The sequence below is a fragment of the Neisseria sp. HMSC15G01 genome (assembly GCF_001808255.1).
Classification (GTDB): Bacteria; Pseudomonadota; Gammaproteobacteria; order Burkholderiales; family Neisseriaceae; genus Neisseria; species Neisseria subflava_A.
Map to the genome: position 1 here is coordinate 23,892 of NZ_KV792697.1, position 11,879 is coordinate 35,770.

Annotated in this window: 10 protein-coding genes; 4 read left to right on the top strand and 6 right to left on the bottom strand. The window is 48.2% G+C overall.

All coding sequences use genetic code 11. From position 1 onward, the window contains the following. Positions 1-43: 43 nt before the first annotated feature. The gene (locus HMPREF3139_RS09155; protein WP_070461683.1) at positions 44-418 is read right to left on the bottom strand and encodes a hypothetical protein; all 375 of its coding nucleotides are present in this window, start codon (positions 416-418) and stop codon (positions 44-46) included. A 221-nt stretch (positions 419-639) separates the two neighbouring features. On the opposite strand from HMPREF3139_RS09155, the gene HMPREF3139_RS09160 reads away from it, so the two are divergent. Continuing rightward, positions 640-858 (top strand): HP1242/YdcH family protein, encoded by a 219-nt coding sequence (locus HMPREF3139_RS09160; protein WP_003685475.1) that lies wholly within the window; start codon positions 640-642, stop codon positions 856-858. Positions 859-1,088: 230 nt separating this feature from the next. Further along, positions 1,089-3,290: a FepA family TonB-dependent siderophore receptor gene (locus HMPREF3139_RS09165; RefSeq protein WP_070461685.1), complete on the top strand. Its 2,202-nt coding sequence runs from the start codon at positions 1,089-1,091 to the stop codon at positions 3,288-3,290. 178 nt (positions 3,291-3,468) lie between these two features. Here HMPREF3139_RS09165 and HMPREF3139_RS09170 read toward each other — a convergent pair whose 3' ends face one another. The 4 genes from HMPREF3139_RS09170 to HMPREF3139_RS11070 all read right to left on the bottom strand — a co-directional run bounded on the left by HMPREF3139_RS09170 (position 3,469) and on the right by HMPREF3139_RS11070 (position 6,402). After that, a complete protein-coding gene (locus tag HMPREF3139_RS09170; RefSeq protein WP_070461688.1) occupies positions 3,469-4,131 on the bottom strand; it encodes an NAD(P)H-dependent oxidoreductase in 663 nt (220 codons plus the stop codon). A gap of 244 nt (positions 4,132-4,375) precedes the next feature. Continuing rightward, on the bottom strand, positions 4,376-5,773 hold the full coding sequence (gene aspA / locus HMPREF3139_RS09175; RefSeq protein WP_070461690.1) for an aspartate ammonia-lyase: 1,398 nt from the start codon (positions 5,771-5,773) through the stop codon (positions 4,376-4,378). Positions 5,774-5,862: 89 nt separating this feature from the next. Continuing rightward, positions 5,863-6,063: a hypothetical protein gene (locus HMPREF3139_RS09180; RefSeq protein ID WP_070461692.1), complete on the bottom strand. Its 201-nt coding sequence runs from the start codon at positions 6,061-6,063 to the stop codon at positions 5,863-5,865. 192 nt (positions 6,064-6,255) lie between these two features. Continuing rightward, the gene (locus tag HMPREF3139_RS11070) at positions 6,256-6,402 is read right to left on the bottom strand and encodes a hypothetical protein (protein ID WP_049336812.1); all 147 of its coding nucleotides are present in this window, start codon (positions 6,400-6,402) and stop codon (positions 6,256-6,258) included. A gap of 297 nt (positions 6,403-6,699) precedes the next feature. On the opposite strand from HMPREF3139_RS11070, the gene HMPREF3139_RS09185 reads away from it, so the two are divergent. After that, positions 6,700-7,392 (top strand): VIT1/CCC1 transporter family protein, encoded by a 693-nt coding sequence (locus tag HMPREF3139_RS09185; RefSeq protein WP_070461694.1) that lies wholly within the window; start codon positions 6,700-6,702, stop codon positions 7,390-7,392. Positions 7,393-7,522: 130 nt separating this feature from the next. Continuing rightward, positions 7,523-10,927 carry a transcription-repair coupling factor gene (mfd, locus tag HMPREF3139_RS09190; RefSeq protein ID WP_070461938.1) on the top strand — a complete coding sequence of 1,135 codons (3,405 nt, stop codon included), beginning with the start codon at positions 7,523-7,525 and terminating at the stop codon, positions 10,925-10,927. A 220-nt stretch (positions 10,928-11,147) separates the two neighbouring features. Here mfd and HMPREF3139_RS09195 read toward each other — a convergent pair whose 3' ends face one another. Then, positions 11,148-11,582: a hypothetical protein gene (locus HMPREF3139_RS09195; RefSeq protein ID WP_225905482.1), complete on the bottom strand. Its 435-nt coding sequence runs from the start codon at positions 11,580-11,582 to the stop codon at positions 11,148-11,150. Positions 11,583-11,879: the final 297 nt, after the last annotated feature.

Genomic DNA, 11,879 nt, shown 5'->3' on the forward strand with positions numbered 1-11,879 from the left:
TTGTGTCGGGTGTTTGGTTTCAGACGGCCTGAGATTGAAGGGTTTATTTGAAAATATCATCTTGTTTTAAATGAAAATCCATTTTTTCCAGAAGCGCGACCAAATCGGCTTCGGCTTGGGCGGCTTTAAGATTTTTTGCCAGTTCTACCAAGGCTACCGCATTTAATCGTTCTTTCTCCAGCCGTAGAGCTTCTTCGCTGAAGATTTTGATATTGTCTGCCGATTCGGCAGCATCTATTTTTTCAAATGGATAAAACGATTCTTCGTGTACGGCCAAACCGTCGGGCAAGGGGGCGGCATGGTTGAAATCGGCATCATTGACCGGCATCCATGAAGGATGGTTTTCAAGCAGGATAAATTGTCCGTCCATGCCGTTGATATGACGGAATAGGGTGGTTCGGCCATTGTGTAAACGCATAAGCCCGATTGTATGCCCAAGTCGGTAAGCCGTCTATAAAGCCGTTTCTTTCTATTTTGGCGCTAACTTATGTTGATATTATTAATTTTGATGTAAAACAGTTTCGACTTAAAAAAGACTGGATAAAACGCCCGTGTTTGTTATAATGAAGCTAAAGATTGATTCGTCCTAGTTTTTGACCGCAGTACTTTTTTATTTAATTAACAAGAGAGGAAAACAAAATGTTTCCAGAATATCGCGATTTGATTTCTAAATTGAAACAAGAAGATGCACACTTTGCCCGTTTGTTTGACGAGCACAATGAGCTGGACGATAAAATCACCGGTTTGGTTAACAACCCTGTTACCAGCGGTGCCGAAGAGATTGAAGAGCTGAAAAAAGCCAAACTCAAACTCAAAGACGAATTGTATGCTCTTCTGCAAAAAGCAGCAGGCAAATAATTAAAAATTGAATAAGGCCGTCTGAACGGTATGATAGGAATCTCGGATTTCGTTTCATACTGGTTCAGACGGCCTTTTTAGTTGTTTGGTATTTGTTATTTTTATTAGCACAATTTAACTTTTAATTGTAAATCACTCTTAATTGCGTTGAAAACTCTGTTAAGGTTATTTAAAATCTCGAATAATTTTTATTTTGATTTTAAACAAACAAAACCAAGAGAAACAATGCAATGAAAACATTCACACTCGCTATTTTGCCTTTGGCGTTAATTAGTGCATTCTCACACGCAGCTGAAGAGAAAGCTGTTGAACAGGCTGAAGTCGATACCGTTTACGTTACTGCCGAGAAGCAGTTGCAACAGTCGCTCGGCGTATCGCGTATTTCTAAAGACGACATCGACAAACGCCCTGCAGCCAATGATATTTCCGAATTTGTCCGCACTATGCCGGGCGTTAACCTGACCGGCAATACGGCGACGGGTCAGCGTGGCAACAAACGCCAAATCGACTTGCGCGGTATGGGCCCTGAAAATACATTGATTTTGATTGACGGCAAGCCGGTTAATTCTCGCCAATCCGAGCGTATTAGTATGCGTGGTGAACGCAATACGCGTGGCGACAGTAACTGGGTGCCGGTTGAAGAGATTGAATCCATTACCGTCTTGCGCGGTCCGGCGGCAACACGTTACGGCTCTGGCGCGATGGGTGGCGTGGTCAATATTGTTACCAAAAAAGTGTCTAAAGAATTTAAAGGCCAAGTCAATCTTTACGCCAATCAGCCGCAAGACAACAAAGAGGGCGCAACCCGCCGTATCGGCTTTAATTTGAGCGGTCCGATTATCCAAGATACTTTGGGCTTCCGCATTTATGGCAACCTGAATAAAACGGATGCAGATGCTGCCGATATTAATGCCGGACACGGCAATGACAGCGCGGCCGGTGTTGAAGGTGTACGCAATAAAGACATTGCAGGCCGTCTGCAATGGAAAATCAGCCCAGCGCAAACGCTGATTTTGGACAGCAGTTACAGCCGTCAGGGCAATATCTACAACGGCGATACGCAAAACAGCAATCCGCGTTCTGCTTTGGTTAATTCTTTGGCCGACAGCAAAGCCGAAACTGCCCGCTTATACCGTTCCGCTTATTCTTTAACGCATGACGGCGCATGGGAATGGGGCGATACTAAAAACGTGATCAGTTATGAGCGCACAATCAACAGCCACTTGCCTGAAGGTTTGGCCGGTGGTCCGGAAGGCAGCTATACAGGCTTGGATTTTGTTCAAAGCCGTCTGAAAAACCTGCGCTTCAGCAGCGAAGCGAATATTCCGTTCAAACTTGGTGTCGATAACGTGTTGACGGTTGGTGCAGAATTTACTGACAGCAAATTGGACGATCCTGCCTCCAATACTCAGGGATTTAAAGACCAAGGCAAAACCGATGCGTTTAACGGCATCTCCGCAACGCGCGGTGGTAAGGCATCTCAACGCAACTGGGCGGCATACGTTGAAGACAATATTTCATTGACCGACAAAACCCATCTGATTCCGGCCATCCGTTTCGACCACAACAGCGACAGCGGCAGAAATTGGAGTCCGGCTTTGAACTTCTCGCATCAAATCGGCGAAAACTGGTTGGTCAAAGGCGGTATTGCCCGTGCGTATAAAGCGCCAAACCTGTATCAAACCAATCCTGACTTTATCCTGTACACACGCGGTCAAGGCTGTCCGCTCAATGCGCCGAACAGTGTCCGCTGCTACTACATGGGCAATGGCAATTTGAAACCTGAAACCAGTATCAATAAAGAGATTGGTCTTGAATTCAACAAAAACGGCTGGCAGGCTTCGGCGACTTATTTCCACAACGCGTACCGCAATAAAATCGTGATCGGCGACCAGCTCATTGCCACCAGCAATATTGGCAACTGGCTCCTGCAATGGGAAAATACGCCGAAAGCGACTATTTCAGGTATCGAAGGCAACTTGGTGATTCCGTTGCATGACACACTCAAGTGGAGCAACAATTTCACTTATATGCACAAATCTGAAGATTATCAAGGCAATCCATTGTCTTTGGTGCCGAAACATACCATCAACAGCACATTGTCTTGGACGCCGAACGAACGCTTCGATGCCAATCTGACCTTTACCCACTACGGCCGCACCAAGCCGCGCAGCGTGGCAGTCAACCGTTTGGAACAAAACGGCAATCCTCGTGCAGGCGTAGCAGCGTTGTCTTCCGAACACAGCCAAACCCAAGTCGGCTCTTACGGTATTTGGGGTATCAATGCAGGCTACAACTGGAACAAACGCGTGGCTGTCCGTGGCGGTATCAGCAATCTGTTTGACAAAAAACTGTACCGCACAACTGCCGGAGCACAAACTTACAACGAACATGGCCGCGCCTTCTACGGCAGTTTGAAAGTATCGTTTTAAGTAGAAGCGTATTAAATCAGGCCGTCTGAAACGGTGTGAAATGAAATCTAGGATTTCTGACACATGGTTTCAGACGGCCTTCAGATTTTAAATTTAGAAGTATTTGTTGTTACGGAATTTGCTTCTCTTTTTAGAAAAGTAAAAGGGCGGTATTTGCCGCCCTGAGAATACAAACTGCTTATTCGACCCAAGTCACCATTTCTTCAATCGGTTTGCGTGATTTTTGGGTGATTTCTTTGGCGCGATAGCCGAATGTTGCCGCTACGGATACGCCCCATTCATTGGCATCAAACAGGCCTTCTGCTGCCAATACTTCGTTCATTTTGTCGTAGTTGAAGCCCTCGATTGGGCAGGAATCGATACCGATGGCCGCTGCACCTGTAAGCATATTGGCCAAAGCAATATAGGTCTGCTTGCCGCTCCAGTCAAATAGTGCGCGTTGGTCGTCGGCAATTTTAATGTCGGTTTCTTGGAAGCTTTTGTATCTTGCCAACGCTTTTTCCAGTTGCTCTCCTTGCAGGCCCCTGCGTTCGGCAACACTGCGGAAGAACGGGGTATCGTAACGGGCATTTTTCTTGGCAAGGATAATCACCAGATGGCTGCAGTCGTTCAGTTGGGATTGCATCCCCCAGCTGAAAGGCTTGATTTTCTCACGCAGGGCTTTGTTTTGAATCACCAAGAATTTCCACGGCTCAGAGCCGACGGAGCTTGGGGAGAGGCGGGCAAATTCTAGAATCGCTGCAAAATCTTCTTGGCTGATTTTTTTGTTGGGATCGTAATAACGGGTGGAGCAGCGATTTTCGAATACTTGCAGCATTTGTTCGCGTGTAATTTGATTCATCTGGTTTTCCTAATAAATGAAGATGTTATTCCAATATCCGGTTCCTTTTGAGGCATCATTACCGGCATAACCTTAATGAGGAAACAGGCTGGGGCAACACCATGTTAAATCAAACCTGACGGTCAGGCTATCTTTTAATTCTGAATTTCGCAAAAAAATTCGATAAAAATCAATATCAATGCGAAAGGCCGTCTGAAACTTTAAACGTTTAAAGTTTCAGACGGCCTTTGATTTCAAATCCTGATTACAGATGAGGATTCATCAGGTTTTCAGGAGAGAGGATGCGGTTGAGTTCTTCTTCGCTCAACAGACCGCGCTCCAATACGACTTCGCGCACGCCTTTGCCGGTTTGGGCGCAGATTTTGCCGACCAAGTCGCCATTGCGGTGGCCGATGTATGGGTTCAGATAAGTGACCAAACCGATGGAGTTGAAGACATAGTGTTCGCAGATTTCGCGGTTGACCGTAATGCCTTTGACGCATTTGTCGGACAGGTTGACCGCGGCATTGCCCAAGAGGGAAATGGTTTCAAACATACATTGGGCGATTACCGGCTCCATAACGTTCAGCTGCAACTGACCTGCTTCGGCTGCGAAAGTGATGGTGGTGTCGTTGCCGATGACTTTGAAGCAGACTTGGTTGACGACTTCAGGAATCACGGGATTGACTTTGGCAGGCATGATGGAAGAACCGGCCTGTAATTCAGGCAGGTTGATTTCTTTCAAACCGGCGCGCGGACCGGAAGAGAGCAGGCGCAAGTCGTTACAGATTTTGGACAGTTTGACGGCTGTGCGTTTCAATGCGCCGTGTACCATCACATATGCGCCGCAGTCGGAGGTCGCCTCGATCAGGTTTTCAGTCAGTTTGCAAGGCAGGCCGCTGACTTCGGAAAGTTTCTCAACGACTAAAGCCGCATAGCCTTTAGGTGTATTCACACCTGTACCGATGGCGGTAGCACCGAGGTTGACTTCAAGCAGTAGGGAGCGGGTACGGTCGAGGTTGAGGATTTCTTCTTCCAGCAACACTTGGAAAGATTGAAACTCTTGGCCGGCAGTCATCGGCACGGCATCTTGAAGCTGGGTGCGGCCCATTTTCAAAACGTCTTTAAATTCTTCGGCTTTGGCGGCAAAGGCATTTTTCAGGATGGCCAGTTTGTCGAGCAATTCGCCGATGCTGTAATACACGGCAAGGCGGAAGCCGGTAGGGTAGGCGTCGTTGGTGGATTGGCTGGCGTTGACATGGTCCATCGGATTGACGATGTCGTAGTGGCCTTTTTCGTGACCCAAGACTTCCAATGCGAGGTTGGCAATGACTTCGTTGGTATTCATGTTGACCGAAGTACCGGCGCCGCCTTGATAAACGTCGGATGGGAATTGGTCGAGGCAGCGGCCTTTGACCAATACTTCATCGCAGGCTTTTTCGATGGCGGCCGCGATTTCCGGCTTGATGGCACCCAATGCGCCGTTGGCTTGCGCGGTGGCTTTTTTAACCATGACCATGCTGCGGACAAATTGCGGTACGTCGGAAATTTTTTGTGTGGAAATTTTAAAGTTTTCAATGGCGCGCAAAGTATGGATGCCCCAATATACTTCAGCAGGGATCTCGCGGTCGCCCAATAAATCGTGTTCGATTCGTACAGTCATTTCTCTTACCTTCTCGTATAGTTGTGTTGGTGTGCATTATGCGTTTGGAACATTAGCCCAGTTCGGCAAGATTGTCCAGTTAATAAGGCTTAATCGTCAGGATGAAAGCGCGTTGCTTCACGCTCTTTTGCGGCTGTCTCTTTATCTTTCAATTTCGCACCCAAGCCCAACATTTTTTCATATTCGGATTGCGGCGTGCCATCCTCTTCCATGCCGAATGCGCTGGCATTGACCCAAAGGGAAAGCAGGGAAACGATGAGGGCGAAAAAACCAACGATATACCAAAACATTTTTTTCTTCCTTGTGTGTCTGCGTGTGCAGATTGTTGTGGTTTGTAAAGATGTGAATGTAGCACAAACGCGGTTGGGTTTAAATTCTTCTCCCACATCCTTTCATTGATTTACCTGTAAGTGTTTAGAAAAGAAAAGGCCGTCTGAAAAGTAAGACTTTTCAGACGGCCTCGGAGGCTTTATCGGAAAGATTTAGCCGCCGCATGCGCCGCAGCAACCGCCTTCGCCATGACCGCCGCGTTTTTCTTCGTTGTTGATAACGGGCAGCTCGGTTTCTTCGGTTTGCTCTTTTTTATCTTCAGGCAAATCGTTTACTTTGATTTTGTTTTCTTCGGCCATGATACATCCTTTCAATGGATTGAGGAGTGGAAAGATTCATAAAGATAGCATCTTTAAACGGATAAACCAAGTAGCACAAAACTGCCTTGTGATAATGCCATGACTTGGAACAATAAATTTGCTTATAAAAACGTTAAGGCCGTCTGAAAAAATCCAAAGAGAAATATTGGTTTTATGGTTTGAAATGGCAGCAGAAAGATTTAAGAATGCTTGATTTGAAGGGATAAACTGACATGGATTTCAAAAAACAATACAATGTTATCATCATCTGGAAACAGCCAATTTATCGGAGCATATATGTATTCATACCACAGCGAACGCCATTTCAGCGACCGCAACAACTGGCTTAGGGCAAGCGTATTGGGTGCCAATGACGGCCTGATTTCCACTGCCTCCCTGTTAACGGGCGTAGCCGCTGCCGCGCCTGATTTCCAAACCCTGCTGTTGACGGGCGTTTCGGCGCTTATCGGGGGCGCAGTATCAATGGCGGCGGGGGAGTACGTTTCCGTGTCCAGCCAATTGGATACGGAAAAAGCCGATTTACACAAAGAATGCTACGAATTGGCAAATAATCCTGATGCGGAGTTGGAAGAGCTGACGGAAATTTACCGCCGCCGCGGTTTGTCCGACCCGCTCGCCACAGAGGTGGCCAAAGCCTTGATGGAACACGATGCACTCGCCGCTCATGCACGTGACGAAATCGGCATTACCGAAGCCTCTGCCGCCCAACCCATGCAGGCCGCGCTGGCTTCTGCCGCTTCATTTTGTGCAGGCGCAATTTTGCCTTTACTGGTTGCGTTGACGGCTTCTACCGCCATTGTTCCAGCCTTGGCAGTTTCCACTTTGTGCGGACTGGCCGGACTGGGCTATGCCTCCGCCAAACTCGGCGGCGCGCCTGTCGTTCCTGCCGTTTTGCGCGTGTGCATATGGGGCGTTGCGGCATTGGTGATAACCGGATTTATTGGAAAAATAGCAGGCGTGGCCGTCTGAATGTAAGGCCTTATATTCTTTTAAACCTGTATCCAGTAAAATTGAAAATTGATTTGATCGCTAAAGGCCGTCTGAAAATTTTTCAGACGGCCTATGGTGCTTGTATTTATTTATTACAAACTGTTTTATCATGACCTATCCGATTCCCAAACCCCGTGAAAAATCCCGTTGGCTCAATCTGTCTCAAGGCTCGCTGCCTTTGGCTTTGGCGCGTTATCTGCCGCATAAGCAGCTCAAGGTTGTCTTGACCCAAGATGCGGAACAGGCGCTACGCCTTCAGACGGCCTGGCTGTTTTTCCGTCCACACGATACGGCCGTGTTCCTACCTGACTGGGAAACGCTGCCTTACGAGCGTTTTTCACCGCATCAGGATTTGGTGTCGGAGCGCTTGTCGGCATTGTGGCAGATTAAAAGCGGCACGGCGGACGTGTTGTTCGTACCGGTTGCTACGGCGATGCAGAAGCTGCCACCTGTGCCGTTTCTAGCAGGGCGCACGTTTTGGCTGAAAACGGGGCAGACTTTGGATATAGGTCGTCTGAAAACCGATTTGGTAGATGCGGGTTATAACCATGTTTCCCACGTTGTTGCGGCGGGCGAGTTTGCCGTGCGCGGCGGCATTGTTGATTTGTTCCCGATGGGCAGCGAAATGCCCTACCGCATCGATTTGTTTGACGATGAAATCGACAGCATTAAAACCTTCGATACCGAAACGCAACGTACCATTTCTCCCGTTTCCGAAATCCGCCTGCTGCCGGCACACGAGTTCCCCACCGACAGCGAGGCGCAAAAAATCTTCCGCAGCCGCTTCCGCGAGGAAGTTGATGGCAATCCGAACGATGCCGCCGTATATAAAGCCGTCAGCAACGGCCATTTCGGTGCGGGCGTGGAATACTATCTGCCGCTGTTTTTTGAAAACGAGCTGGAAACGCTGTTTGACTATATCGGCGAAGATGCGCTGTTTGTCTCTTTGGGCGACGTTCACGCCGAGGCAAACCGTTTTTGGAGCGACGTCAAATCGCGTTACGCCATGGCGCAGGGCGACGAAACCTATCCGCCTTTGCTTCCACAGCATTTGTATCTCTCTTCTGATGTCTTTGCAGGCCGTCTGAAAAATTATGGTCAGGTATTGCCGGATATTTTTGGTGATGAACATACGTTGCCAAACTTGGCCGTCAACCGCCAAGCAGATGAGCCGTTGCAGGCATTGAAAGATTTTCAGACGGCCTTTGACGGACGGATTTTGCTGTGCGCCGAAAGTTTAGGACGACGCGAAACCATGCTCGGCTTCTTGCAGCAAAACGGCTTAAAAGCCAAAAGCGTGTCCGACTGGCAGGGCTTTTTGTCGGCGCATGAGCCGCTGATGATTACAGTGGCGCCGTTAGCTTACGGGTTTAAATTAGAAGATCAAAACATCGCGGTCATTACCGAATCCGATCTTTATCAATATGTTGCCCGCTCGCGCAAACATCATCGTAAGAAACACGCCGCCGTTTCAGACGGCCTGTTGCGCGACCTTGCCGAAATCAATATTGGCGACCCTGTCGTGCACGAAGAACACGGCATCGGGCGGTATATGGGCTTGGTCACAATGGACTTGGGCGATGAAACCAACGAAATGATGTTGCTCGAATATGCGGGCGAAGCGCAGCTTTATGTGCCTGTTTCGCAGCTGCATTTAATCAGCCGCTACTCCGGTCAGGCGCATGAAAACGTTACTTTGCACAAGCTCGGCAGTGGCGCGTGGAACAAGGCGAAACGCAAAGCCGCCGAAAAAGCGCGCGATACCGCCGCCGAGTTGCTCAACCTCTACGCCCAACGCGCCGCCCAATCGGGACATAAGTTTGAAATCAACGAGTTGGACTATCAGGCGTTTGCCGATGGCTTCGGCTACGAGGAAACCGAAGACCAGGCCGCCGCCATTGCCGCCGTGATTAAAGATTTGACACAGGCGAAGCCGATGGACCGCCTTGTGTGCGGCGATGTCGGCTTCGGCAAAACCGAAGTTGCCCTGCGCGCCGCATTTGTGGCGGTGATGGGTGGCAAACAGGTCGCCGTACTCGCCCCAACCACGCTTCTGGTCGAGCAGCACGCGCAAAACTTTGCCGACCGTTTCGCCGATTTCCCTGTGAAAGTCGCTAGCCTTTCGCGTTTCAACAACAGCAAAGCCACCAAAGCCGCGCTCGAAGGCATGGCGGACGGCACGGTCGATATTGTTATCGGTACGCACAAATTGGTGCAAGACGACATCAAATTCAAAAACTTAGGTTTAGTGATTATCGATGAAGAACACCGTTTCGGCGTGCGCCAAAAAGAGCAGCTCAAACTCCTGCGCGCCAATGTCGATATCCTCACCATGACCGCCACACCGATTCCACGCACCCTCAGCATGGCGCTCGAAGGTCTGCGCGACTTCTCACTGATTACTACCGCGCCCAGCCGCCGCCTCGCCGTCAAAACCTTTGTCAAACCCTTCAGCGAAGGCAGCGTGCGCGAAGCCGTATTGCGCGAACTCAAACGCGGCGGACAAGTGTTTTTCCTGCACAATGAAGTGGATACGATTGAGAATATGCGCGAGCGGCTGGAAACCCTGCTGCCCGAAGCCCGCATCGGCGTGGCGCACGGACAACTGCGCGAGCGCGAGCTGGAACAAGTCATGCGCGACTTTTTGCAGCAACGATTTAACGTGTTGCTCTGTTCAACCATCATCGAAACCGGCATCGACATCCCCAACGCCAACACCATCATCATCAACCGCGCCGACAAATTCGGGCTGGCGCAACTGCACCAGCTTCGTGGGCGCGTCGGCCGCAGCCACCACCAAGCCTATGCCTACCTGCTCACGCCCGAATACATCACCAAAGACGCAGAAAAACGCCTCGATGCCATCGCGGCGGCAGACGAACTCGGCGCAGGTTTCACCCTTGCCATGCAGGATTTGGAAATCCGCGGCGCAGGTGAAATCCTTGGCGAAGGGCAGTCCGGCGAAATGATACAGGTCGGCTTCACGCTCTACACCGAAATGCTCAAACAAGCCGTGCGCGACCTCAAAAAAGGCCGCCAGCCCGACCTCGACGCGCCATTGGGCATTACCACTGAAATCAAGCTGCACAGCCCGGCTTTATTTCCCGAAGACTACTGCCCCGACATCCACGAGCGCCTCGTCCTCTACAAACGCCTCGCCGTCTGCGAAACCGTGCAGCAAATCAACGCCATACATGAAGAACTGGTCGACCGCTTCGGCCTGCCCGAACAACCCGTTAAAACCCTCATCGAAAGCCACCACTTACGGCTCGCCGCAAAAGAATTGGGTATAGACGCCATCGACGCGACAAGTGAAGCCGTCACCGTTACCTTCGGTAAACACCACCAAATCGACCCGACAGAAATTATCCTGCTGATTCAGACGGATAAAAAATACCGGCTGGCAGGGGCAGACAAGTTGAAGTTTACGGCTCAGATGGAGGATGTGGAGATGAGGATTAAGACAGTGAAAAGTGTGTTGAAGACTTTGAAAGAAAGAGTGGTAGCAAAGTAGAGGTTGATGAAGAAAAGGTCGTCTGAAAAATTTTCAGACGACCTTTCCTTATCCAAAATTTGTAGGTCGGATACTTGTATCCGACAAAATCTCCCATGAAGCTGTCGGATTCGAGAATCCGACCTACACCTAACGCTCTTTTTTAAAAATATTAACTAAATCAATTATATAATTGTATTAATTAGCTTTTCATCATTTAATTTTTCAAAATTTTCGGCAATTATCTGTATTCATTATAGACAATAGAATTATATAGAACGCCATTCTTGTCAAAAACAGGCAGTAATTTAATTAGATACCAGTTTATATCCACTATTTTATTATAAATTTCCTTAATATTGATATTAATGCTGAATAAGAATTCAAAGTTAGGAAAAAATAAGACGTCTCCACCGATATTGGTATCAGACCATGTCATTACAAACCCGATAACTTCATCCGAATTACTTTTGATTTTTAAAAAATCAAAAATTTCTTGTTCCGACATAGAGGCCGAATTCCAATCCCAGTCGTCATTACCAAGCAGCAAATAAGTAAATTGTCCATTATCGAGAAAACGCCAACCATCCTCCCATAAATATTTCAGTATTTCATAACGAGAAATTTTTTTGTTATTCATCGATAAATCTATACTTAAACCTATATCTCTCGACATCTCGAATCTCCTGTGGCTTTTAATTTTTAATATTTTTAGAAGGGGTGTAAGCAAGCCTTAGCCCGCATTAAACCTGTAAGTAGAGTGTATACGGCACGCACAAACGTGGGCTTTAAGCGTAATAAAAAGTCGTCTGAAACGATTTTCAGGCTTTCAGATGACCTTTTATCAAATGATGCGAAATATCACTTGTCTAACTCAGCCCCACCTTCAAGTTTTGGGCAGACTACGACTTGTATCGTTTGTTTATTTTTATAATTGCTGAAATTTCCAATAATCCCGTCCTTCAATTTTCCA

Bases quoted from the DNA above. Each gene is read 5' to 3' on its own strand.
- HMPREF3139_RS09155 (WP_070461683.1), bottom strand. From the start codon at position 418: ATGCGTTTACACAATGGCCGAACCACCCTATTCCGTCATATCAACGGC.
- HMPREF3139_RS09160 (WP_003685475.1), top strand. From the start codon at position 640: ATGTTTCCAGAATATCGCGATTTGATTTCTAAATTGAAACAAGAAGAT.
- HMPREF3139_RS09165 (WP_070461685.1), top strand. From the start codon at position 1,089: ATGAAAACATTCACACTCGCTATTTTGCCTTTGGCGTTAATTAGTGCA.
- HMPREF3139_RS09170 (WP_070461688.1), bottom strand. From the start codon at position 4,131: ATGAATCAAATTACACGCGAACAAATGCTGCAAGTATTCGAAAATCGC.
- aspA (WP_070461690.1), bottom strand. From the start codon at position 5,773: ATGACTGTACGAATCGAACACGATTTATTGGGCGACCGCGAGATCCCT.
- HMPREF3139_RS09180 (WP_070461692.1), bottom strand. From the start codon at position 6,063: ATGTTTTGGTATATCGTTGGTTTTTTCGCCCTCATCGTTTCCCTGCTT.
- HMPREF3139_RS11070 (WP_049336812.1), bottom strand. From the start codon at position 6,402: ATGGCCGAAGAAAACAAAATCAAAGTAAACGATTTGCCTGAAGATAAA.
- HMPREF3139_RS09185 (WP_070461694.1), top strand. From the start codon at position 6,700: ATGTATTCATACCACAGCGAACGCCATTTCAGCGACCGCAACAACTGG.
- mfd (WP_070461938.1), top strand. From the start codon at position 7,523: ATGACCTATCCGATTCCCAAACCCCGTGAAAAATCCCGTTGGCTCAAT.
- HMPREF3139_RS09195 (WP_225905482.1), bottom strand. From the start codon at position 11,582: ATGTCGAGAGATATAGGTTTAAGTATAGATTTATCGATGAATAACAAA.